Raw genomic sequence first — 23,414 nt, 5'->3', positions numbered from 1 at the left:
TCGAATAAACCTCCCGCGAAAGGCAACTCGGCGGCAACTGCCGCCGAAGCGTTCGGCTATGGAAACGGATGGCTGGCGTTGCCGGTGGCGGGGCGGCCACCGGTCGACCTTGGGTGTTCCGGCGATGGCGCCAAGCGGGCCTAAGATCGAGCCGCGGCCGAGCGCTAGGATGAGCCGCCTGCGGATCGCGGCGCATTCGGGCAGGGCGTGGGTGGGGGTCAGCCCGGCGTCCAACTCAGCTGGGGCAGCCTATCGGCACTTGAACACAGTTCGCCGGTCTCGTGCGGTACATGGAGGAACGCGCACCGATTGTGCGGGACAGCTGGCAGGATGGCAGGCGGGAGGGATCACATCCCTGGCCAGCTCAGCGGGCCATCCCGGGCTGCGGGACCGCCGATAGGCGTTCTGGGCGTGCCCAAACCAGAAAGCCACGTGCATGGCTGGCACTGTCAGCCTACTGGGCCTCGGGCAGCCGGGCACTGTGGAGATCCTGGCAAGCACTGGCCCCGTCCGTCCGGGCGCGCCGAGTGAAAAGTGTGGAGCCGGCCACTTCAGGCGCCTCGCCAGGGCCGTGCCCAAAAGCAGGGGCGCCAACTCGGATCCGGCCTTGTCTATCCAGCATCGCAGGCAGCGCGCAGCGCTGGATCGACAGCGGTGGCCCTTGGTGGGCGCATGATCGGCAGCGGCCCACCGGATGCTCGAACGAGGCGGAACGATTGTCCTGGAGGCGAGCGTCAGGCCAGGTGCATGGCGGGGACCTGGCCGATCCCGCTGGTCGGGCCGGCGGCGGTGCTGGCACGGAGCACGAGCCGGGCTGGCAGGACCAGACGCTCCGCCTGCGGTTGGGCTCCGTCACCCTTCGCGGTCAGCCGGGTCAGCAGCCGATCCGCGGCGGCATGACCCAGCTCACAGGCGGGATTGGCGATCGCCGTGAGTGGCGGGTGGCAGACGGGATACCATTCCTGGTCGTCGAACCCGACCAGGGAGACCTCCCCCGGAACCTGGATTCCTGCCCTGGTCAGAGCGACCAGAACGCCCAGGGTCATCATGTTGTTGGTGGCGAAGATGGCGGTGGGACGATCCTGCAGGCGCAGGAACCGGTCTGCCGCCTGCTCGCCTCCATGGGCCAGCAGGTCGCCGCGCAGAACCAGCTGTTCGTCGAACGCCAGGCCCTGGGCGGCCAGAGCCTGGGCATAGCCCGCCAGGCGCTGCCGGTCGAAGGTGGCTTCCATGGGGCCGGTCACGATGGCGATGCGGCGATGGCCCAGTTCCAGCAGATGGCGCACCGCCATCTCCGCCATGGCGCGGTTGTCGATGGTGACGCTGTCCGCATCGAGGCCGGGCACTTCCGAATCGACCAGGACGACGCGCACGCCACGATCCTGCGCCTCCCGTAGGTGATCCGCAGCCGCAGCCGAGGTCGCGGTGATCAGTCCGTCGATCTGCTTTTCCACCAGCACCTTCACCAGCGCCTTTTCGCGTTCCAGCGAGTTGCCGCTGTTGCCCAGGATGACGCTGTAACCCGTCTGGGAAAGGCGCGACTCGACGCCACTGGCGATCCCGCCGAAGAACGGGTTGGAGACGTCGGCGACCACCAGCCCGATCGTGAAGCTCTGGCGGCTGCGCAGGCTGGCCGCCAGCGAATTGACCACATAACCGAGTTCGATCGCGGCCCGGCGCACCTTCTCGGCCGTGGCCGGGGTCCAGCCGCCCTCGATCCCCGCCAGGACGCGCGACACTGTGGCCTTGGAGACTCCGGCGGCCTTGGCCACATCCTCCATGGTCGGCCGCCTGCGCCAGTTCATGTCCCAATTCCTTCCGCACCATCATCGCCTCGGGCAGGCCAGACGGGCAGCATCGCGCGGCTCCGTCTAGGTCAGCGGCAAGCGGGATACAGAACCTGATGCTGCAGGTCATCATGCATGAAATCGATTCAGGAAACCGATTACCGCAATCCGTTACGAAATCGAGGCCATGCGGTTGCAGTGCAGGGCGGGCTGCTGCGGCGGCCCTTGCGAAACCGCCGCCGTAACCGGCTCCGATTGCCGGTGGGGTGAGCCGCCAGATCCTCAGGCATAGCTTTGCGGTCGCCGTGCGAGCGCGGTGCAGGTATTCGCAGATCGTCCTGAAGTCCCTGGGCTAGGGATCGGCCGGCGGACTTGCTTTGCCCTGCCACCTAGCTCTGATCGCTGCTTGGGAAGTCGTCGCGTGCCGTCTGGCCGTCGGCTCCGATCTGGACGTCCAAGAGCTCCTCGCGGCGCGACGCGTGCGAACCGGATTCTGCTCAAGCTGAGCCCGTGCAGCCGAAGCGATCTACCTCCGGATGGCCCTGGCGCGCCAAAGTCGCCTATCCAGCGACGCGCACCCATGAATCTACTTTCCACGACCTGGCATGGCGGTGCCGGGATGTCCGGCTGGCCTCACATCCCCCTTCAAGGGAAGGGGGGATGCTGCCACTCTACTTGCGGCCTGCCCGGCCCGCGCAGGCGGCGAATCATGATGACAATCTGGTCCACGGCCGTCTCCGCGTCGAAGGCCGCCGGTGCAGCCCGAGGCATCTGGCCGACCGGCGCTGCCTCAGCCCGCGAGGGGAGCGAGGTCCGGTGACGTCCTGTCGAGCGGCTCCTGGGCGCTCGCATTGATCCAGGTGACGCCCGTGGAACGGAGGCGCGCCTCGATGGCCGCGGTCGGCGGGGCATCGGAAACCAGCGTGTCGATCCGGTCGAAGTCGCAGACGCAGACCCTGGCCTTGGCGCCGAGCTTGCTCGCATCGGCCGCGACGATGGTGCGACCGGCGCGAGCGATCATTGCCCGGGCGATGCCGGCCTCCTCAAGATCGAAATCCATCAGCCCGTCTTCCGCATCGATGCCGCCGATCGACAGGATCGATACATCAGCGCGGAACTGCTGGATCAGCGCCAGCGCCTCGGGACCGACGGCAGCCCCGATATCGGCCCGGAACTCGCCGCCGGCGAGATAGACCCGATGGTTCTGGCGGCCGAGCAGGGTGCGGGCGATCTCCAGCGCATTGGTCACCACCGTCAGCGACTGGCGCGTCAGCAAGGCCTCAGCGACGAAGGCGGTGGTCGAGCCGCCATCGATCATCACGGTCTGGCCATCGCGGATCTCGGCCGCCACCGCCCGGCCGATGCGCTGCTTCGCCTCGGTGCGCTTGCTCAGCCGGCTGGAAAAGGGCGGTTCGGCCTGGGCCAGGGGCAGGGCCACCGCGCCATGCACCCGCAGCAGGGTGCCGGCGTCGACCAGGGCGCGGACGTGCCGGCGGATCGTCTCGTCGGAGACGTTTAGGTGCAGCGCGAGGTCGCTGATCGTGCAGCGCCCGCGCTCCCGAAGCGTCGCCATGATCGCGCTCTGCCATTTGGTCGGGAACATCATCAACCTTTGCCGCCCCACCCGGAGGGTGAATGGGTCTCCACGGAGAATCAACAGATCTGTGGTTTTGCTGTTGACCTTGCCAGTGTTTCGCGGAGACAGTTCAGTGAAATAAATGCGACGGACGGGGTACCGAGCCCAGCTCGTCGACCGACGATCAAGGGGAAAGCGATGCTCCAGCGACTGTTGTTGTCCGCCGCCCTTGCCCTGCCGACCCTGCTGGCGGTACCGGGGGCGAATGCCGTCGAATCCGATGACCCGATCAAGCTGACCCTGCACGACTGGACCGGCCAGCTCCTCACCACCCGGATCATGGGCAGCGTGCTCCAGGAGGCCGGCTACAATGTCGAGTACGTCCAGGCCGACTATCTCGCCCAGTTCGCCGGGCTGAAGACCGGCGACCTCCACGTCGCCATGGAGATCTGGGAGACGACCGGGCGGGAGGCGATGGACGACGCGACCTCCGGTGGCCAGGTCGAGAACCTGGGCGAGACCGGGATGCAGGCGATCGAGGAGTGGTGGTATCCCGCCTACCTGAAGGACCAGTGCCCGGGCCTGCCGGACTGGGAGGCGCTGGCGGACTGCGCCGAGCTGTTTTCCACCGCCGAGACCGCGCCGGACGGGCGCTACCTGGGTGGCCCAGTGACCTGGGGCGGGTTCGACGAGGAGCGGGTCGAGGCCCTGGATCTGCCTTATGTCGTGGTCCATGCCGGCACCGACGCCGCGCTGTTTGCCGAGCTGGAGAGCGCCTACCAGCGCCAGGCGCCGATCCTGCTCTGGGTCTATGCACCGCATTGGGCGCCGATCAAGTACGAGGGCGAGTGGGTCGAGTTCCCGGCCTACGAGAAGGCCTGCTACGAGGACCCGGAATGGGGCATCAACCCGGACATGGCCTATGACTGCGGCAAGCCGCGCGGGCCGATCTGGAAGGTGGCCTGGAGCGGTGTCGCCGAGAAGTGGCCGGGCGCCCACGAGGCGATCAAGGCGTTCCATGTCGAGAACGAAGAGATGGGCCAGATGATCGCCGCGGTCGACCTGGAGGGGCAGCCCCTAGAGGCGGTGGTCGAGGAATGGATCGCCGCCAACGAGCAGCGCTGGAAGCCGTGGATCGGCCAGTAGGCATGGCACAGCCGCAGGGGCGTCCGGTGAAGCTCGCGGCGCGCGGGGTCTGGAAGCTGTTTGGCGCCGATGCGGCGGCCCTGGAGCGACTGGGCCCGGCACCGGACGACGCGGCTCTGGAACGGGCCGGAATCGTGGCCGGCGTGGTGGACGCCACGCTCGACATCCACGAGGGCGAGATCTTCGTCATCATGGGCCTGTCCGGGTCCGGCAAGTCCACCCTCGTGCGCTGCCTGTCCCGGCTGGTCGAGCCGACCCGGGGCCAGGTGCTGCTGGACGGGCAGGATCTGCTGCGTGCGAGCCGGACCGAGCTGATCGAGCTGCGCCGGCACAAGATGGGCATGGTGTTCCAGAACTTCGCCCTGCTGCCGCATCTCTCGGTGCTGGGCAACGTGGGGTTCCCTTTGGACGTGCAGGGAGTTGCGCGCGCCGAGCGGGAGCGGCGTGCCAGGGAGATGATCGAGCTGGTCGGCCTGTCCGGGCGCGAGCACGACCTTCCGCACCAGCTTTCCGGCGGGCAGCAGCAGCGCGTGGGTATCGCGCGGTCCCTCGCCGTGGGGCCGGAACTTTGGTTCCTGGACGAGCCGTTCTCGGCCCTGGACCCGCTGATCCGCCGCGAGATGCAGAACGAGTTCCTGCGCCTGCAGGCGGTCCTGAAGAAGACCATCGTCTTCATCACGCACGACTTCGACGAAGCGATCCGCCTGGCCGACCGGATCGCGATCATGCGCGGCGGCCGGATCATCCAGACCGGCACCCCGGAGCAACTGGTGCTGCACCCGGCGGACGCCTATGTCGCCGAATTCACCCGCGACGCGTCCCGGCCGAAGATCCTGTCGGCCGGCGCCATCATGCGGCCGCTCGATGCCGGGATCGAGGTGGCCGGCGCCATCGACGCCCGCGCCAAGGTCGAGACGATCGCGGCCCAGGTCGAGGCCAGCGAGCGGCCGTTCCTGGTGACGCGGGACGAGCAGCCGATTGGGCTGATCGACCGCAGCCTGGTGCTGGACGTCCTCCTGGCCCGGGAGTCGGTGCGGTGAGCCTGGCGCTGCCGCTGGCAGGCGCACGCGGCCAGGCGCCCGTGGCCAGGGCGAGGCTGCTCTGGGGCGGAGTTGCGCTGGTCACGTTCCTGCTGGTGGTGCTGCCGGTGGACTATCCGCGCTGGATGGAGGAGGTGCCGCGCGGCTGGCGCCTGGGCTGGGCGCGGGACATCTCGCGCTTCATGACCTGGCTGGTCGAGGATGCCGGTTTCGGCCTGTTCACCTTCCAGGAACTGACCCGGGCGGTCTCCTGGCTGCTGAACTGGCCGCTGCACTGGGCGACCGCGCTGTTCGCGACCGGGGTGATGGACGGGCAGGGCTCCGCGGCAGTGCAGGTCCTGCCGCCCTTGCCGTGGCCGGCCGTGGTGGCAGGCGCCGCCATGCTCGGCTGGCACTGGGGTGGCCAGCGCCTGGCGATCCTGGGCGGCGGGGCGTTCCTTTACCTGGCGGTGTTCGGCCAGTGGACCAGCGCCATGGTCACGCTCGCCTCGATCGCGATCGCGGTGCCGTTCGGGGTGGGCCTGGGGCTTCTGCTGGGGATCGGCGGCTATCGCAGCCGGACGATGGAGCGCCTGCTGACCCCGGTGCTCGACCTGATGCAGACCGTGCCGATCTTCGCCTATCTCGTGCCGATCCTGTTCCTGTTCGGCTTCGGCCCGGTCGCCGCCACGCTCGCCACCATCATCTACGCCATGCCGCCCATGGTCCGGGTGACCATGCAGGCGCTGCGCGCCGTGCCGCGCGAGGTGGAGGAGTATGGCCGGATGGCCGGCTGCACGCCGCGGCAGATGACCTGGAAGGTGCTGGTCCCGGCGGCCCGGCCGACCCTGCTGGTGGGCGTCAACCAGGTGATCATGCTGTCCCTGAACATGGTCATCATCGCCTCGATGATCGGGGCGGGCGGGCTCGGCTACGACGTCCTGACCTCGCTGCGCCGGCTCGACATCGGCGGGGGGCTGGAGGCGGGGATTGCAATCGTGCTGCTGGCGGTGGCGCTGGATCGCCTCAGCAGCGCCGCGCACGAGCAGGTCTATGGAAGAAGCCGCCGCTTCTGGATCGGCTTCGCGCTCGCGATCGCGGCCCTTTACGCAGCCGGGCTGCTGCTGCCCTGGGTGGCGGTCTATCCGGCCGGCTGGACGCTCTCGACCGGGCCGTTCTGGGCGGACCTGGTGGCGTGGATCAACGTCCACTTCTTCGACGTGCTGGAGGCGATCAAGAACGCGATCGTGCTGAACGTCCTGGTGCCTGTGCGCCGGTTCATGACCGGGCTGCCCTGGCCCTGGGTGCTGTTCGTGACGGTTCTGGCCGGCTGGCGGCTGGGCGGCATTCTCCTGGCCGGGATGGTGCTGGCGTTCGGACTGTTCATCGTGTTCACCGGCCAGTGGCAGAACGCGATGCTGACCGTCTACCTGTGCGGCGTGTCGGTGGTGATCGCGGCGATGATCGGCATTCCGCTGGGCATCCTGAGCGGGCTGAACGAGCGGTTCTGGCGGGTGATGCAGGCGGTGATCGACACGCTGCAGACCCTGCCGAGCTTCGTCTATCTGATCCCGGTGGTGATGCTGTTCCGGGTCGGCGACTTCACCGCGATGATCGCGGTGGTGCTCTATGCCCTGGCGCCTTCGGTCCGCTACACCGCCCACGGCATCCGCCAGATCCGGCCGATGCTGATCGAAGCCGGCACCGCGGCCGGCTGCACGCCCTGGCAGATGCTGACCCGGATCCGGCTGCCTTTGGCGCTGCCCGAGATCCTGCTCGGCATCAACCAGACCATCATGCTGGCCCTGTCCATGCTGGTGATCACCGCGCTGGTCGGGACCCGCGACCTCGGCCAGGAGGTCTATGTCGCGCTGACCAAAGCCGATACCGGCCGGGGGATCGTGGCGGGCCTGTGCGTCGCGTTCATCGCGATCACCGCCGACCGGCTGATCCAGGCGGGTGCTGCGAGACTGCGCGTCAGGGGAGGCCAGCCGTGAGCGTGGACCAGGCCCTGGCAAGGGTGGCGGGGCTGCCGATCTGGCGGGGGCCGGTCGAGCCCAGCCCGCTTGGCGGCGGGATCACCAACTTGAACTTCGTGGTGGCGGACCAGGGCAGGCGCTTCGTGGTGCGGGTCGGCGACGACATCCCGCAGCATGGCATCGTGCGCGCGAACGAGCTGGCGGCGAGCCGGGCCGCGGCGGCGGCCGGGCTTTCGCCGGCGGTGGTCCATGCGGAACCCGGCATCCTGGTGCTGGACTTCGTCGAGGGGCGGCCGATGGAAGCGGCCGACGTGCGTGATCCCGCCAACCGCGACCGGCTGGTGGCGATGCTGCGGCGCTGCCACCGCGAGGTGCCGAAGCACCTGCGTGGGCCGGGCTTCATGTTCTGGGTGTTCCACGTCCTGCGCGATTATCGCCATGTGCTGCGCGAGGGGCAGAGCCGGCACCTTGAGCGCCTGGACGGGCTGCTCGCGGCGGCGGAGCGGCTGGAGCGCCTGGTCGGGCCCATCGAGATCGTGTTCGGGCACAACGACCTGCTCCCCGCCAACATCCTGGACGATGGCAGCCGGCTCTGGCTGGTCGACTGGGAATATGCCGGGTTCAACTCGCCGCTGTTCGACCTGGGCGGGCTCGCGTCCAATGCCGAGATGAGCGCCGCCGAGGCGGAGGCGCTGGTCGAGGCCTATCAGGGCCGGCCGCTGTCCGATGCCTACCGGCTCCAGGCCGCCGCCATGTCGGCGGCATCGCTCCTGCGCGAGACGATGTGGAGCATGGTCTCCGAGATCCATTCCAGCCTCGACTTCGACTACGCGGCCTATACCGCCACCAATCTCGCGCGTTTCGAGGCGGCGATCGCCGCGCTCGACGCCATGGAGCATTCATGAGCGAGCTTCCTTCCAGCGCCGCGATCATCGTGGTCGGCGGCGGGATCGTCGGGACCTCGGTGGCCTACCACCTGGGCCAGATGGGGGCGGGGGAGGTGCTGCTGCTGGAGCAGGGACAGCTCACCTCCGGCTCGACCTGGCACGCCGCCGGGCTGGTCGGCCAGCTGCGCAGCAGCGCCAACATCACCCAGATGCTGGGCTACTCGGTGGCGCTCTACGACCGGCTGGAGGCCGAGACCGGCCAGGCGACCGGGTGGAAGCGCAATGGCGGGCTGCGGCTGGCCTGCAACCAGGAGCGCTGGACCGAGGTCAGGCGCCAGGCGACCACCGCCCATTCCTTCGGCCTGGAGATGCACCTGCTGACGCCCAAGGAGGCGCAGGAGCTGTGGCCGCTCATGACCGTGGACGACGTGGTGGGCGCCGCCTTCCTGCCGACCGACGGCCAGGCCAGCCCCAGCGACATCGTGCGCGCCCTGGCAACGGGCGCCAGGCGCGGCGGCGTGGTCATCCGGGAAGGTGTCGGCGTCCAGGAGATCCTGGTCGAGGACGGCCGGGTCATGGGCGTGGTCACCGGCCAGGGCACCGTGCGCTGCGAGAAGCTGGTGCTGTGCTGCGGGCAGTGGACCCGGCAGCTGGCGAAGAAGGTGGGGGTGAACGTCCCGCTCGTGCCGGTGCAGCACCAGTACATGATCACCGAGGCGATCCCGGGCGTGACCGGCAGCCTGCCGACCCTGCGCGACCCGGACCGGCTGACCTACTACAAGGAGGAAGTCGGCGGGCTGGTGATGGGCGGCTACGAGCCCAACCCGCTGTTCTGGCAGATGGAGGTGCCGGACCGGTTCGAGTTCCAGCTGCTGGAATCCGACTGGGACCATTTCGAGCCGATCATGGAGCTGGCGCTGGGCCGGGTGCCGGCGCTCCAGACCGCGGGCATCAAGCAGCTGATCAACGGCCCGGAGAGCTTCACCCCGGACGGCAACTTCATCCTGGGCGAGGCGCCGGAGCTGCGCGGCCTGTTCGTGGGCGCCGGCTTCAACGCGTTCGGCATCGCGTCGGGTGGCGGGGCGGGCATGGCGCTGGCCGAGTGGGTCAAGAACGGCGAGCCGCCCTACGACCTCTGGCCGGTCGACATCCGCCGCTTCGGCCGGGCGCAGTTCGACCCGGACTGGGTGCGGACGCGGACGCTGGAGGCCTATGGCAAGCACTACACCATAGCCTGGCCGTCCGAGGAGCATGAGACCGGCCGGCCGCTGCGCCGCTCACCGCTCTATGACCGGCTGAAGGCCCAGGGGGCCTGCTTTGGCGAGAAGCTCGGCTGGGAGCGGCCGAACTGGTTCGCCGGACCGGGCGAGACCCCGGAGGATGTCTACAGCTATGGCCGGCCGAACTGGTTCGAGGCGGTGGGTCGCGAGCACCGGGCCTGCCGCGAGCGGGTGGTGGTGATCGACCAGACCAGCTTCGCCAAGTTCCTCCTGGTCGGGCGGGACGCCGAGCGTGCCCTGTCCTGGATCTGCGCCAACGACGTGACCCGGCCGCCCGGCACGCTGACCTACACCCAGATGCTCAACGCGAAGGGCGGCATCGAGTGCGACCTGACGGTGGCGCGCCTGGCCCCGGACGAGTTCTACATCACCACCGGCACCGGCTTCGCCACCCACGACTTCGACTGGATCCGGCGCAACATCCCGGACGACGCCGATGCCAGGCTGATCGACGTGACCTCGGGCCACGCGGTGTTCTCGCTGATGGGGCCGCGCGCCCGCGACGTGCTGCAGGCGTTGACCCGGGACGATGTCGGGCCGGAGGGCTTCCGCTTCGGCCGCTGCCGCAAGATCGCGGTGGCGGGCGCGCCGGTGCTGGCGCTCCGGGTGACCTATGTGGGCGAGCTTGGCTGGGAGCTGCACGTGCCGACCGAGTTTGCCGCCAGCCTCTACGAGGCGCTGATGGAGGCAGGGGCGCCCTACGGGATCGCCAATGCCGGCTACCGGGCGATCGAGACGCTCAGGCTGGAGAAGGGCTACCGCGCCTGGGGCTCGGACATCGGGCCGGACCATTCGCCCCTGATGGCGGGGCTGGGATGGGCGGTGAAGCTGAAGAAGAACCAGCCTTTCCTGGGGCGCGAGGCGCTGGCCGAGCAGGCGGCCCGGCCGCTGCCGCGGATGCTGGCCGGCTTCACCGTCGACGACCCGGAGATCGTGCTGCTCGGGCGGGAGACGATCTATCGCGACGGTGAGCGCGTCGGCTGGCTCACCAGCGGCGGGTTCGGCCACACGATCAACAAGTCGATCGGCTATGGCTATGTGCGCCGGCCGGACGAGGGGGTGACCACGGAGTTCGTGCTCTCGGGCAGCTACGAGCTGGAGGTGGCAAGCACGCGAGTGCCGGCATCCGTGTTTCTGGAGCCGCCTTATGATCCCGCCTCGGCGCGCGTGAAGGCCTGAGCCATGACCGAGACCCAGGCGCGCATCGTCATCATCGGCGGGGGCGCGATCGGCTGCGCGATCGCCTATCATCTGGCGCAAGCCGGCGCGCGCGACGTGCTGCTCCTGGAAAAGGCGCAGCTCACCCATGGCTCGACCTGGCATGCCGCGGGGCTGGTCGGGCAGCTGCGCTCCAAGAAGAACCTGACCCGGCTGATGCAGAATTCGGTCGCGGTGTTCGACCGGCTGGAAGCCGAATCCGGCCAGGCGATCGACTGGCGCAAGACCGGCTCGGTCCGGATCGCTTCCAGCCAGGAGCGCATGGCGGAGATCCGCCGCTCGCTGACCCAGGCGAAAGGGTTCGGCTTCGAGGCCTACGAGATCTCGGCGGAGGAGGCCAGGCAGCGCTTCCCGTTCATGACCACCGACGGCGTGGTGGGAGCGGCCTGGATCCCCTCGGACGGCTATATCGACCCCTATGGGCTGACCCAGGCGTTCGCCGCGCTGGCCAGAAGGGGCGGCGTGCGCATCCGGGAAGGGGTGCAGGTCACTGGCTTCGAGAAGGCCGGGCGGCGGATCGGCGCGGTGCTGACCGACCAGGGTCGGATCGCCTGCGAGATCGTGGTCAACTGCGCGGGCATCTGGGCCAAGCGGATCGGCGAGATGGCCGGGGTGGCGATCGCGGCGGGGGCGGTCGAGCACCAGTACATGGTGACCGAGAAGAAGATCGAGCTGCCGGACGACACGCCGACCTTCCGCGACCCGGACCGGATCTTCTACCTCAAGCCGGACGTGAAGGCGTTCGCGATCGGCGGCTGGGAGAAGGGCGCGCCTTCCTGCTGGCCGGAAGGGGTGCCGTTCGACTTTGGCCGCGAGCTGTTCGCCGGCGACTTCGACCGGTTCGAGCCGATCGCCTTGGGTGCGGCCGATCGCCTGCCGGTCCTGAACGAGGTCGGCATCCAGACGCTGATCAACGGGCCGATCCCGGTCTCGGCGGACGGCGAGCCGGTGATGGGCCTGGCCCCGGAGCTGGACAATTTCTTCGTGGCCTGCGGGTTCACCGCCGGCATCGCCGCCTCGGGCGGCGCCGGGCTCGCCATGGCGAACTGGATCACCCAAGGCGATCCGGGCATGGATCTGTGGCCGTTCGACATCCGCCGCTTCTCGGTCCAGCAGGCCAACCGGCACTATCTCGCGGAGCGCAGCAGCGAATCCTACGGCAACTACTACGCGATCCACTGGCCGGCCGAGGAACTGGACAGCGCCCGGGGCGCCAGGCGCAGCCCGCTCTACGAGGCGCTGAAGGCGAACGGCGCCCAGTACGGCTCCAAGGCCGGCTGGGAGCGGCCGAACTGGTTCCGCCTGCCCGGCAGCGAGGCGGAGGAGCGGCCGAGCTTCCTGGAGAAGCCCGGCTGGTTCGAGGCGGTGGCGGCCGAGCACCGGGCGGTGCGCGAGCGGGTGGCGCTGCTCGACCTGACCTCGTTCGCCAAGTTCGAGGTGAGCGGCAAGGGCGCGCTTCAAGGGCTGCAGCGGATCGCCGCCAACGACCTGGATAGGCCGGTGGAAGCCTGCGTCTATACCCAGTGCTGCAATGAGCAGGGCGGGATCGAGGCCGACCTGACCGTGATGCGGCTGGAGGAGGAGCGCTTCTACATCGTGACCGGCAGCCAGTTCGGCACCCGCGACGCCGCCTGGCTGCGCCGGCATCTGCCCGAGGGCGTCCTCTTGCGCGAGGTGACCGGGGCGCTGGCGGTGATCGACCTGGTGGGGCCGAGGGCCCGCGACGTGCTGGCGGCCGTCACCCTGGATGACGTGTCCGACGAGGCGCTGCCCTATCTGTCCGGCCGCAGCATCGAGATCGGGCTCGGGCGGGCGTTCGCCGCGCGGGTCGGCTATGTGGGCGAGCTCGGCTACGAGCTGCACGTCCCGGTCGAGCACGCGGCCCATGTCTATGAGCGGCTGAAGGAGGCCGGCGCCGCGCATGGCATCGCCGATGCCGGCTACCGGGCGATCGACACGCTCCGGCTGGAAAAGGGCTATGTCTACTGGTCGAGCGAGGTGACCCCGGACATCGACCCCTACGCCGCCGGGCTGAGCTTCGCGGTGGCGCTGGACAAGGGCGACTTCATCGGCCGCAAGGCGCTCGGCCGGATCAGGGAAGCGGGGCCGGCGCGCAAGCTGGTGACCCTGTGCGTGGAGGGCTGGGCGCCCCTGATCGGCGGCGAGGCGGTGCTGGCGGGCGGAAAGGCGGTCGGCACCACCACCAGCGCCGGGTTCGGGCACACGGTCGGCCATACGGTGGCATTCGCCTACCTGCCGGCGGAGCTGGCCGAACAGGACCGGTTCGAGATCGAGGCCTATGGCGTGGCCTGGCCGGCCAGCCGCGGGCGGCGCTCGCTCTACGACCCGCGCGGCCTGCGCCTGAGGATGTGAGGGGCGATGAGCGAGGAGATCGAACGGGCCCGCCATGCGCTGGCCGGGCTGGACCTGCCGGGCGGCACGGGAGACTTGCAGCTGCGCCGGCTGGGCGGGCTCACCAACCTCGTGTTCGAGGTCTCGGGCGGAACCCAGCCCTGGTGCCTGCGCCTGCCGGGCAAGGGCACCGAGGCCTATATCGACCGGCGGGTCGAGGCGGTGAACGCCAGGGCCGCCGCCGCCGCCGGGGTGGCGCCGGCGCTGGTCCATGCAGGGACCGACGGGGTCATGGTCACCCGGTTCCTGCCCGAGGTGGCGACCTTGAGCCCGGACGGGTTCCGGCAGCGGCCGGGCGCGGTGGAGCGGGCGGCGCGGGCATTGCGGCGGCTGCACCAGGATGCGACGGGCTTCGCCTTCCGCTTCGAGCTGTTCCAGATGATCGACCAGTACCTCCAGGTCCTGGCCGACCGCCGGGCGGTGCTGCCGGACGGCTATCATGACGTGGTGAACGAGGCGCAGGCGGTGCGCGCAGCACTCGCGGCCCACGAGCTGCCGCTGGCCGCCTGCCACTGCGATCCGTTGTGCGAGAACTTCCTGGACGACGGCGAACGGGTCTGGATCGTCGACTGGGAGTACTCGGGCAACAACGACCCGATGTGGGACCTGGGCGACCTGTCGGTGGAAGGGGAGTTCGACCCGGCCATGGATCGCTGCCTGCTGGAGGCCTATTTCGACGGCCCCGCCACCCCGTTCGACCAGGGCCGCATGGTGATCTACAAGGCGATGTGCGACCTGCTCTGGACCCTGTGGGGCCTGATCCAGCATGCCGACGGCAACCCGGCCGAGGACTTCTGGGCCTATTCCCTGCGCCGGTTTGGGCGCTGCCGGGCCCTGATGGCGACCGACCTGTTCGCCCGCCACCTGCAGGCGGTGGCGGCCGGCCCGTCCTGATCCGGCTGGGCTGCGTCGGCCGGGGTGCCGGTGGGCAGGCCCGACGCCGTTTTCGCCGGGACGGCCGGTCTTCCCCGCGCGGTCTTCACGTTTCGTTAGGACGGGGCTGCTAGCTTCATCCAGGCGGACGGCTGGGCCCGTCCCGCGCCACCCGATCGAACGAGGTGCCGGATGGAGACGTCGTGCAGCAGGTCCCGGAGCCTGGGCCGAAGGCGGCAAAGCGCACTGCCGCCGGAACCCGCTGAGGGCAATGGAACCGGCCCGCCGCGCCCGCTGGCTTGAGGCCCGATCGCCGGCACCGCCGTTTCGGGTGCCCTTGCCTGTCATGATTCCCCTCCATGGCGCCTTGCCGCCTGGGTGGAGGAGCACGCTGGGGAATTTCGGGCCCTGTGGGGCAGCGGCGGCGCTTGCGAACCGGCGGGGCCGCATCCCGCCCGCCGTGGTGGTTGCGTGTCGTGGGTGCGCGAAGACCGGGAGGTGATGGTAGGAGATGCGGCGCGCGGGGCGACCGGCCAGCGTCCGGCCGCCGGTAAGAAGGCCGGGGCGGCAGCGGGCGTTGGTGATGGCTGGCAGGCGAGGACGCAGGCGGGCGAGCAACGTAACGGCCGCGGATCGCCCCGGTGGAAACATTCGCCGAGGGTGGGCAGCAATCGTGACGGGCTGTCGGGACAGCACGGCAGGCCGCCCGGAGGAGCCGGGGCCAAGGCCGGCGTCGCCGGGACAGGCCTGGGTCCCGGCATCCGTCGTCCGCCCCACGAACGCGCGCATCGCCCAGCCGAAGGCGGCCATCCGCGTCGCCCGGACCGAGGCGGTGGGTGGTGCGAGCGTGTTCAGGAGGCGCGCCTTGTCTGCGGGTCCTCGGCCTTCACCTGGCGGGTGACCTGGTCCAGGCGGGCCAGCACCCGGTCGACCAGGGCCGCCACCAGCTGGTCGTCGCGGCTGCGCTGCTCGGCCGGGTCGTCCGTCGCGGCTGGCTGGCCGTGATGGTGGCGGCGGACCTGTTCCTGGGCGACCATCTGCACGATCGAGTGCAGGACGCTGGAGCGCGATGGGGCGGCCGGATCGGCGGCCGCGGGCGGCGCGGTGGCCGCCGGGTCGGGTCCGATCGCGGTGGGGAGTGCCGGGGCGGGCCCGGGCACAGGGCCGGTGGCCGGAGCGGGTGCGGCGGCAAGGAGGGGGCCAGGATCCGGATCGGCCCGGCCGACAGGGTCGGGCCCCGGGGCAGGATCGGGCACGGGAGCAGGATTGGGAGTGGAGCCGGAGGACATGGCGCTGGCAGGGGCCGGTGCGGGACGCCGGGTGCCGGGCTCCGAGGCGGCGGCGGGGTCGGGATTGGCGGCAGGGGACTGGCGCGGCTGGGATGCGGCGCCGGGCGACGAGCGCCGGTCGGCATCGGTCGGCAGGGCAGCGGCCTGGTCGGGCCCGGTGCGGCGCTCCTTCCGGCCGGCCCGCTCGGCCCGGCTCGCCTGGGGGAGCGCCGCGTCGGGAGCGGGCGCGGGATCTTCCGGGGCGGACGGCGACGGTTGGCGGGATTTGTGGCAGATGGATGACGGCAAGGCCGGGTTCTGGCCTGCAGGGTCGGCGCGGCCGGGCGTCGTCGGGCGGTCCGGCGCGGTGGCAGGCTGGCTGGCCTGGTCCTGGCGCGGGACATCCGGGGCGCCCAGGGACGCCGGTGGAGGAGCGGCCGCGAGGGGACCCGGCGCGGCGACGACGGCTGGCGGACTGCCGCCTGCGGTCAGGCGGGCAGCGCCAGAATGGCGGGAGAGGGGCGAGGGATCGGCCAGCCTGGCCCGGTCCGCATCCGCGGGGCCGGGGTCGCCCGCGGCCTCGTCCGACCGGTTCGCCTCTGCGAGGAGGGCTGGCCCGTGCGGCTGGGCGGTCGCGGCTGCGTCGACGTGCTCGCTCTTTCCTGGCCCGTCGGTTCTTCCGGCCTGCTTGGGCGGGTCCGCTGCGGGCATGGCATCTTGCCGGGACGACCGTCCGTTCCCGGCCTTGCCCATGCCGCCGACCTGCTGGATCGGGCCGGTTTGCCCGGCGGTTGCCATGCGGATCGAGGCACCGCTTGCGGACGTGCCCATCAGGTCGGCGTGGTCCGGTTCGAGGGGCCGGGCGGACGGGACGCCCGGCTCGGTCCCGGGCCGCCGGGCCTCCTCCGCGTGGCGCGCCTGGTCATGCGGATCGGGCAAGGCAGTGAAAGGTTGGCGGGGCAGGATGGCGGTTCCAGGGCGGCTGGTGAGCTCGGCATCGGCCGCGCCGGACGAGCGGAGGGTGAGGGCGGCCTGGCTGGTTTTATCCAGGTCGGCTCCCTGGGCGCGACGCACCGGGTCCTGCGGATCGGGCAGGCTGGCGGAGGACCGGAGAGCCGGGCTGGCGGTTCCAGGGGGGCTGATGGGCTCGGCATCGGCCGCGCCGGACGAGCGGAGGGTGAGGGCGGCCTGGCTGGTTTTATCCAGGTCGGCTCCCTGGGCGCGGCGCACCGGGCCCTGCGGATCGGGCGGACTGGCGGTTCCGGGACGGCGACCGAGGGCGGCAGGTCCGGTTCCGGGCTCTCCGGCGTCGTCCGGTCGGGTTGCAGGGCTGTGCTGGGCGTTCGCGCCGGCGGCAGGCGGTTGGCTGCCGGTCTCGGGTTCGTTCGGGAGATCGGGGCGGCGCGGGTCGGCCGAGAGGAGCGAGCGGGTTCTCCGGCCTGGTTCGCTTGGTCCGGGCTGGTCGGCGCGGAGCATGGGGGCTTGCCGGGCCGGCGCGTCCGGGGCGTGCAGCGGGTTGTCGGCCTCGGGAGCGCTGGCGGGGGCGGTGCGGCGGGTCTCGGCCACGAGGAGCGATCGCGTCTTCCTGGCCGCCTCGCCCTGGCCAGGGTCGATCATCCGGCCGCTCGGCCCGAGCGCGTCGGTGACGCCGGGCGCGGCCGGCCGGTGCAGGTGGTCGGGTTGGTCCGCGCGATCCGCGCCAGCCGCGCCGGGCGGCGTGAGGCTCAGCTTCTCCGGCCTGCTGCTGCCCGAACCGGGCTCCGTCGTGCGGGCGGCAGGGGTATAGAGGCCGATGGCACCGGCGGAAGCCTGTCCGCGCGGGCGGTCGTTCCCGGATTCGTTCGTGCGGATCGCGCTTGCCGGCCCGGAGGGGGCAGGCGGCAGGCCCTCCGGCCGGGTCCTGTCCTGCGCCGCCTCCCCGGTTCGAGCCATCGGGCCGTGCTGGCGGGGGGTGCCAGGGGAAGCAGGCGTCAGGCTGTCCGGCCGGTTCCTGCCCTCCTCGGATCCATTGGCGCGATCCATCGGGCCTTGCGCACCAAATCCATCAAGGGAGGCAGGCTGATGCAGACTGCCGTCCTCGGGTTCGTTCGTGCAAAGCGTGCTTGCTGGCCGGGGGAGGACAGGCGGCCGGCTTCCGCCCTGCCCGGGTTCGCTGGTGCGACCCAGGGGGCCGCGCTGGCTGAAGGTAGCAGGGAAGGCAGGTTGGCGCAGACCGCCGTTCTCGGGTTCGTTCGTGCGAACCGGGTTTCCTGGACCGGCGGAGGCAGGCGACCCGATGTCCGGCCGGCTTCCGTCCAGTCCGGCTTCGCTGGTGCGACCTGTGGGGTCGCGCTGCCTGAAGGTAGCTGGGGAGGAAGGTTGGCGCAGACCGTCATCCTCGGGTTCATTGGTGACAGCCGCGCTTGCTGGACCGAGGGAAACAGGCGACCCGCTGTCCGGCCAGCTTCCGCCTCGTCCGGGCTCGCTGGTGTGATCCATGGCGTCGCGCTGGCTGAAGGCAGCAGGAGAGGAAGGTTGGCGCAGACCGCCGTTCTCGGGTTCGTTCGTGCGAACCGTGCTTCCTGGACCGGCGGAGGCAGGCGACCCGCTGTCCGGCCGGCTTCCGCCTCGTCCGGGCTCGCTGGTGTGATCCATGGCGTCGCGGTGGCTGAAGGAAGCAGGGGGGGCAGGCTGGTGCAGGCTGTCGTCCTCGGGTTCGTTTGTGCGAACGGTGCTTCCTGAACCGGCGGAGGTAGGCGATCGGCTGTCCGACCGGTTTTTGTCCTGCTTGGGTTCGCTGGTGCGAGCCATGGCATCGCGCTGGCAGAAGGCGGCAGGGAAGGCAGGCCGGTGCAGGCAGTCGTCCTCGGGTTCGTTTGTGCAAATCGTGCTTTCGGGCCTGGAGGAGGTAGGCGACAGGCGGTCCGGCCGGCTTCCGCCTTGCACGGGTTCGCTGGTGCCACCCTGCGAAGCTTGCGGGCCGAAGCCATCGGGGGAGGCGGTCTGGTGCAGGCTGTCGTCCTCGGGTTCCTTCGTGGAACTCTCGATCGCAGGCCTGGAGGAGGCGGGCAGCGGGCGGTCCAGCTGGCTTCTGCCCTGCCCGGGTTCGTTGATGCGATCCAGCGGGCCTTGCGGGCCGAAGCCATCGGGGAAGGCGGGCTGGTGCAGGCGGCCGTCCTCGAGTTCGTTCGTGAAGATTGCGCCCGCGGCCCGGGAGGAGGCGGGCAGCGGGCGGTCCAACTGTCTCCTGCCCTGCCCGGGTTCGATGGTGCGACCCAGCGGGCCTTGTAGGCCGAAGCCACCGGAGAAGGCAGGCTGGTGCAGGCGGCCGTCCTCGGATTCGTTCGTGAAGATTGCGACCGCGGGCCTGGAGGAGGCGGGCAGCGGGCGGTCTAGCTGGCTTCCCCCTTGTCCTGGTTCGTTGGTGCGATCCAGCGGGCCTTGCGGGCCGAAGTCATCAGGGGAGGCAGACGGGTGCGGGCCGTCGTCCTCGGGTTCGTTCGTGATCGCGGACCCGGAGGAGGGAAGCGTCAGGCCGTCGGACTGGCTTCTACCCTGCCCGGGTTCGTTGATGTGACCCGGAGCACGATGCGCGACCGGAACGGTGGAGGAGGCGAGCGGGTGCGGGGCGCGGTTCTCGGGTTCGCTTGGGAGAATCGTGCCTGCTGGGCTGGGGGATGCGAGGGAGGGGCTGTCGGGCCGGGTGTCGCCCTGCCAGGGTTCGTTGGTGGAAAGGGCCGGCTCGGACGGGCTGGCGGGATTGGTGAAGGGCTGCCTGCCTGGGGCGTCGGGTTGGTTCGAGAGGGTTGTGATGCCTGAGCTGGAGGGGGATGCGGACAGGATGTCCGGGCGGGCACGGGGGTGCCCGGGGTCGTTTGGGCGATGCGCGAGGTCTTGCCTGGCGGAGGCGCCAGGAGAGGCAGGCCGGTGCAGGCGGCCGTCCTCGGGTTCGTTCGTGAAGATCGCGTTTGCTGGCTGAGAGATTGTGGGGGCGGGACTGTCCCGCCGGGTGCCGCCCTGCTCGGGTTCGCCGGGGGGCATGGCTGGCTGGTGCGGGCTGGCGGCGCCGGTCAGGGTGTGCGTGCCCGCGCGAGGGGGCTCGGGTTCGTTTGGGGCATCGGTTGTTCCTGGCTTGACCAGGGCGGGCGACGCGCTGGCCGAGAGGCTTTCGCCAGGGGCGGGTCGGCTGCCATGCGCGCTGGGGCCGTGCTTGTTGAGGTCGTCGAAGGAGGCCTGCGGGTTGCGGTTCCCGGGTTGGTTCGTGCCGGTCGCGCGGGGGGGCGGGTTCTCCCCGGCGGGATGAGGGCGGGTGGTGGCGCGTGGGTCGGGCGTGGCGGAGAGGTCCGCGCGGGGGTGGCCTGCGGCCTCGGGCGCACGGTGGTCGGACATGCGTCCGGCCGGCAGGTCGGCAGCGGGGACGCGGAGCAGGCTGACGGTGTCGGGTTCCTGCGCGGGATGGGTCGGATCGGTCCGGGGCAGGTGGTGCAGGCTAGGCGCTGGCTCGTCCTGGCCGGGCCGGCCGGCTGGGGCGTGGCGGGGCGGAGTGGTGGTTGCGGAGGTGCTCTGGCCGATGGCTGGGGCTGGCTCCGGCGGCGGGTGCGGGCGCTCGGAGCGGGTGGCCGGGTCCGGGCCGGCCGGGGGGGTGAGTTCGGGAACGGCGGACCGGCCGGGTACGCCGGGGGCCTGCCGGAGCAGGTCCTGGGACGCGGCGGTGTGGGCGAGGGCCGTGGCGCTGGCGTCGAGGAGGGTGGCCAGTGCGTCCCGGCCCGGCGCCGGGGTGCCGGGGGTGGTGGAGGGCTGGGCGGCGAAGATCGGGATGTCGGTCGCGGCGGCGGCCGGCACCGGGCTCGCGGGGGATGCGGGAGCGGCATTCCTGGAGGGGCCGGCGAGCGTCTCGGCGCGCGTGCCGGCCAGCGATTCCAGCAGGGTGTGGATGCGCCGCAGAAGATCGTCCTGGCCGGGAAGCAGGGTGGCGGGGGCGGCAGGGACAGTGGCCGGGATTGCGCCCGGGCTGGTGCCGCCGCGCAGGGCGGTGGCGATCGTGCCGATCTCGTCGGGGCGCAGGGCCAGGCGGTCGAGGTCGGCGCTGCTGCCGGCGGCGAGGTCGGCCACCAGGCGGCGCAGCGGGACGAGCAGCGAGCGGCGCACCCAGAAGGCCAGCAGCAAGGCGGTGGCGGCGAGCAGGCAGGCGGCCGCCAGGGTGAGGGCGAACATCTGCCGGATGCGGGGCTCGTCGGCGGCGTGCAGGGCGTCGCGCAGCGCCAGGGTGGCCTCGTCCAGCACGAACAGCGGCTCCAGCACCGGCAGCTCGACGATCCGGGCGGACAGCTCGCCGGTCCCGGAGCGCAGCAGGGTCTCCAGCCGGCGGCCCGCGGCGTCGAGCTGGTCCAGGGCCCGGCCGACGCCCGGGTCGGTCCCGCTCAGGGCCGGGCGGAGCCGGCCGATCGCGGCCCGCGCCTCGCGCAGGCTGTCCTCCAGGGCGGAGAGTGCTGCCGGGTCGCCGCTGCGGCGCAGCCGCTCCAGCTCGTGGACGATCCCGTCATAGCCGAAGCTGCGCCGCAGGGTCTCGACCGCCTCGGCGATGGCGGCATCGGGCGGGCCGGTCCGGCCGGCCTCCAGGCGGGCGGCGACCGTGGCGGCGCCGACCAGGCTGACCGAGCCCAGCACCAGCGCGCCGATCAGCAGGTCGACGCTGCGCAGCCGTGCCTTGGCGAGGCTGGGCGCCGGCCGGGGCGGCTGGCCGCTGGGCAGGGAAGGATCAAGGGCTGCCGGCATCGTCATCGTCCAGGCGGCTGGGGGGAATGGAGCGGGTCCAGGGGCGGTCGCCGCGCGCCCGGGCCAGGCTGGAAAGGATCGGTTCCCCGCCGGCGAACCGGATCTCCAGGCCGCGCGCGGCGCGCAGGCTGCGGTAGCCGAGCGTGCGGGTCGGCAGGGGGCAGCGCCGCTCGGCGACCAGGTCCAGCACCAGCTGGGCATGGCGGCAGTCGTCGCCCGGATCGCCCGGCACGGTCAGCACCGCGATGACATGGCTGCCCTGGCGGATCACGCAGCCGGTCTGGTCGCAGGCGGCGCGGTCGCCGTCCGGCGCCGCCTCCCACTTGCCCGGCCTTCCGCCGGTGCCGGCGCGGGTTTGCCAGGCATCGGCGACCCGGCCGTCCAGCCGGCCAGGGGTGCGCAGCAGGCGGCCCTCGTCGCTGATGGCGCCGGCCACCTTTGCATCGGGGGCCACGAACAGGCCGGGCGGGGTTCCGGCCAGGGCCGTGGCCAGCCCCAGCAGCACCACGGGCAGGCCGGCCAGGCGCCAGCGCTGCTGCCAGATCGCCAGCCACAGCCCGCCCAGCACGATCAGGGCGATGCAGGCGCTGTCCATGCCGGGGATCGCGAAGGCGGCATGGGGCCAGGCGGCGACGGTGGCGGCGATCGCCAGCACCCAGGCGACCCCTTCGCCCATCACCATGAAGGCCGGCTGGTCCAGGCCCAGCGGGATCAGCACGGTGCCGATCACCGCGGCCGGCATCACCGCGAACGAGGTCAGCGGCACCGCCAGCATGTTGGCGACCACGCCCCAGGTGGCGATCGTGCCGAAATGCCAGGCGCCGAACGGCGCGGTGGCGAGCGTGGCCATCAGGGTGGTGGCGACGATGCCCTGCGGGTAGGCCAGCGCCCGGTGCCAGAGCGGGCGGGCGGCCGCCGGCTGCCGGTCGCGGCGGCGCGCCAGGGCCTCGAACAGGGCGACCAGCCCGACCATTGCCGCGAAGGACAGCTGGAAGGACGGGCCCAGCAGGCTGTGCGGCGCCCACAGCAGGACGGCGATGGCGGCCACCGACAAAAGCCGCAGCGAGATCGGGTCGCGGTCGACCAGCAGGGCCGAGAACGCGATCACCGCCATGACGAAGGAGCGCTGCGCCGGCACCGACGCGCCGGACACCACCAGGTAGAAGGCGCAGGCCAGGATCGCGCAGATCGCGGCACCCTTCTGGGCGGGCAGGCGCCGGCAGAGCGGCGGGCAGAGGGCCAGGCCCCAGCGGGCCAGGAAGAACACGACCCCGGCCACCAGGGTGAAGTGCAGCCCGGAGATCGAGATCAGGTGGGCCAGGCCCGAGCGCTGCATGTCCTGCCAGATCGCGTCGTCGACCGCACCGCGCTGCCCGGTCACCAGCGCCGCGGCGACCGCCCCGGCCGGCCCGGGCGTGGCGCCGGCGATCCGGGCACTCAGCGCGCTGCGCAGTTCCTCCACCGCCAGGGCCAGGCCGTCGTCCTGGCCGCCGGCCTGGAGCAGGACCGGCGCGCCTAAGGACCAGCCGACCGCGCCCAGGCCCTGGAACCAGGCGTCGCGCGCCCAGTCGTAGCCGCCCGGCAGGGCCGGGGGCTGCGGCGCCTCCAGCCGGGCGCGGATCCGGATCCGGTCGCCCGGCGCCAGGAAGCCAGCGCCCTTGGCGACCCCGATCCGGACCGTCTGCGGGACCGGCTGGCGCGCGCCGCCGAGCACGAGGATCCGGTCCAGGGTCAGGCGGTGGCCGCGCGCGCGGCCCTCCACCGCCAGGATGCGCGCCTCCAGCTCCAGGGTGGCGGGGCGCGCCAGGGTCACGGTCTCGACCGACGCGGTGCGCCAGGCAGCAGCCAGATAGCCGGCGGGCAGGGCCACCAGCAAAATCGCGAGGGTCGCCCGGGTCCGGCGCCCCGCCAGGACCGCCAGCACCGCCAGGGACAGGCCGGCGGCGGTGGCGAACAGGGCCAGCTCGGCCAGGCGGGTGGAGGGCTCCTCGGCCGGCACCATATAGAGGAGGACGCCGCCGCCCATCAGCACCGGCACCCAGAGCGCCCAGCGATGCCGCTCGGCCAGGAGCAGGCGGCGCAGGCGTGGCAGGGCGTTCGTGGCGGCGGCCAGGGCGGTGCTGCCGGCGCTCCAGCGCCCGGCACCTGGCCAGGTCGTCCGACCATGCTGCACCTGCGAGTGTCTCCGTGCTAAAGCGCGACGCGCGGGTTAGCG

Annotated in this window: 11 protein-coding genes; 7 read left to right on the top strand and 4 right to left on the bottom strand. The window is 71.6% G+C overall.

The features are described from left to right. Nucleotides 1-734: 734 nt before the first annotated feature. Entirely contained in the window at nucleotides 735-1,805 is a 1,071-nt protein-coding gene (locus tag GEMRO_RS31685; protein WP_051329447.1) for a LacI family DNA-binding transcriptional regulator, read from the bottom strand. Between the two features lie 772 nt (nucleotides 1,806-2,577). Continuing rightward, complete coding sequence (locus tag GEMRO_RS0124760; protein WP_169728447.1) at nucleotides 2,578-3,360, bottom strand: DeoR/GlpR family DNA-binding transcription regulator; 783 nt, start codon at nucleotides 3,358-3,360, stop codon at nucleotides 2,578-2,580. A 201-nt stretch (nucleotides 3,361-3,561) separates the two neighbouring features. On the opposite strand from GEMRO_RS0124760, the gene GEMRO_RS0124755 reads away from it, so the two are divergent. The 7 genes from GEMRO_RS0124755 to GEMRO_RS0124725 are packed head-to-tail and all read left to right on the top strand — an operon-like array spanning nucleotide 3,562 to nucleotide 14,198. Then, nucleotides 3,562-4,509, top strand: a complete 948-nt coding sequence (locus tag GEMRO_RS0124755; RefSeq protein ID WP_027136168.1) for an ABC transporter substrate-binding protein — start codon at nucleotides 3,562-3,564, stop codon at nucleotides 4,507-4,509. Between the two features lie 2 nt (nucleotides 4,510-4,511). Then, nucleotides 4,512-5,549, top strand: coding sequence for a quaternary amine ABC transporter ATP-binding protein (locus GEMRO_RS0124750; protein ID WP_027136167.1), 1,038 nt, complete (start codon nucleotides 4,512-4,514; stop codon nucleotides 5,547-5,549). Next, nucleotides 5,546-7,525 carry an ABC transporter permease gene (locus GEMRO_RS0124745; RefSeq protein WP_205625080.1) on the top strand — a complete coding sequence of 660 codons (1,980 nt, stop codon included), beginning with the start codon at nucleotides 5,546-5,548 and terminating at the stop codon, nucleotides 7,523-7,525. Before GEMRO_RS0124750 ends, GEMRO_RS0124745 begins: the two co-directional genes overlap by 4 nt. Beyond that, entirely contained in the window at nucleotides 7,522-8,412 is an 891-nt protein-coding gene (locus GEMRO_RS0124740) for a choline/ethanolamine kinase family protein (protein WP_027136165.1), read from the top strand. Before GEMRO_RS0124745 ends, GEMRO_RS0124740 begins: the two co-directional genes overlap by 4 nt. Next, complete coding sequence (locus GEMRO_RS0124735) at nucleotides 8,409-10,853, top strand: GcvT family protein (protein ID WP_027136164.1); 2,445 nt, start codon at nucleotides 8,409-8,411, stop codon at nucleotides 10,851-10,853. Before GEMRO_RS0124740 ends, GEMRO_RS0124735 begins: the two co-directional genes overlap by 4 nt. A gap of 3 nt (nucleotides 10,854-10,856) precedes the next feature. Then, nucleotides 10,857-13,265 carry a GcvT family protein gene (locus GEMRO_RS0124730; protein WP_027136163.1) on the top strand — a complete coding sequence of 803 codons (2,409 nt, stop codon included), beginning with the start codon at nucleotides 10,857-10,859 and terminating at the stop codon, nucleotides 13,263-13,265. Nucleotides 13,266-13,271: 6 nt separating this feature from the next. Beyond that, on the top strand, nucleotides 13,272-14,198 hold the full coding sequence (locus GEMRO_RS0124725; RefSeq protein WP_027136162.1) for a choline/ethanolamine kinase family protein: 927 nt from the start codon (nucleotides 13,272-13,274) through the stop codon (nucleotides 14,196-14,198). 830 nt (nucleotides 14,199-15,028) lie between these two features. Here GEMRO_RS0124725 and GEMRO_RS0124720 read toward each other — a convergent pair. Together GEMRO_RS0124720 and GEMRO_RS31680 are read right to left on the bottom strand one after the other, a co-directional pair. Further along, nucleotides 15,029-21,199, bottom strand: coding sequence for a hypothetical protein (locus GEMRO_RS0124720; RefSeq protein ID WP_027136161.1), 6,171 nt, complete (start codon nucleotides 21,197-21,199; stop codon nucleotides 15,029-15,031). Continuing rightward, entirely contained in the window at nucleotides 21,183-23,372 is a 2,190-nt protein-coding gene (locus tag GEMRO_RS31680; RefSeq protein WP_051329446.1) for a ComEC/Rec2 family competence protein, read from the bottom strand. Before GEMRO_RS31680 ends, GEMRO_RS0124720 begins: the two co-directional genes overlap by 17 nt. Nucleotides 23,373-23,414 lie beyond the last annotated feature (42 nt).

The organism is Geminicoccus roseus DSM 18922 (assembly GCF_000427665.1).
In the GTDB taxonomy this organism is placed as follows: Bacteria; Pseudomonadota; Alphaproteobacteria; order Geminicoccales; family Geminicoccaceae; genus Geminicoccus; species Geminicoccus roseus.
Note: the sequence above shows the minus strand (reverse complement) of the source record. Positions and strands in the feature narration are given on the sequence as shown.

Bases quoted from the DNA above. Each gene is read 5' to 3' on its own strand.
- GEMRO_RS31685 (WP_051329447.1), bottom strand. From the start codon at position 1,805: ATGAACTGGCGCAGGCGGCCGACCATGGAGGATGTGGCCAAGGCCGCC.
- GEMRO_RS0124760 (WP_169728447.1), bottom strand. From the start codon at position 3,360: ATGGCGACGCTTCGGGAGCGCGGGCGCTGCACGATCAGCGACCTCGCG.
- GEMRO_RS0124755 (WP_027136168.1), top strand. From the start codon at position 3,562: ATGCTCCAGCGACTGTTGTTGTCCGCCGCCCTTGCCCTGCCGACCCTG.
- GEMRO_RS0124750 (WP_027136167.1), top strand. From the start codon at position 4,512: ATGGCACAGCCGCAGGGGCGTCCGGTGAAGCTCGCGGCGCGCGGGGTC.
- GEMRO_RS0124735 (WP_027136164.1), top strand. From the start codon at position 8,409: ATGAGCGAGCTTCCTTCCAGCGCCGCGATCATCGTGGTCGGCGGCGGG.
- GEMRO_RS0124730 (WP_027136163.1), top strand. From the start codon at position 10,857: ATGACCGAGACCCAGGCGCGCATCGTCATCATCGGCGGGGGCGCGATC.
- GEMRO_RS0124725 (WP_027136162.1), top strand. From the start codon at position 13,272: ATGAGCGAGGAGATCGAACGGGCCCGCCATGCGCTGGCCGGGCTGGAC.
- GEMRO_RS0124720 (WP_027136161.1), bottom strand. From the start codon at position 21,199: ATGCCGGCAGCCCTTGATCCTTCCCTGCCCAGCGGCCAGCCGCCCCGG.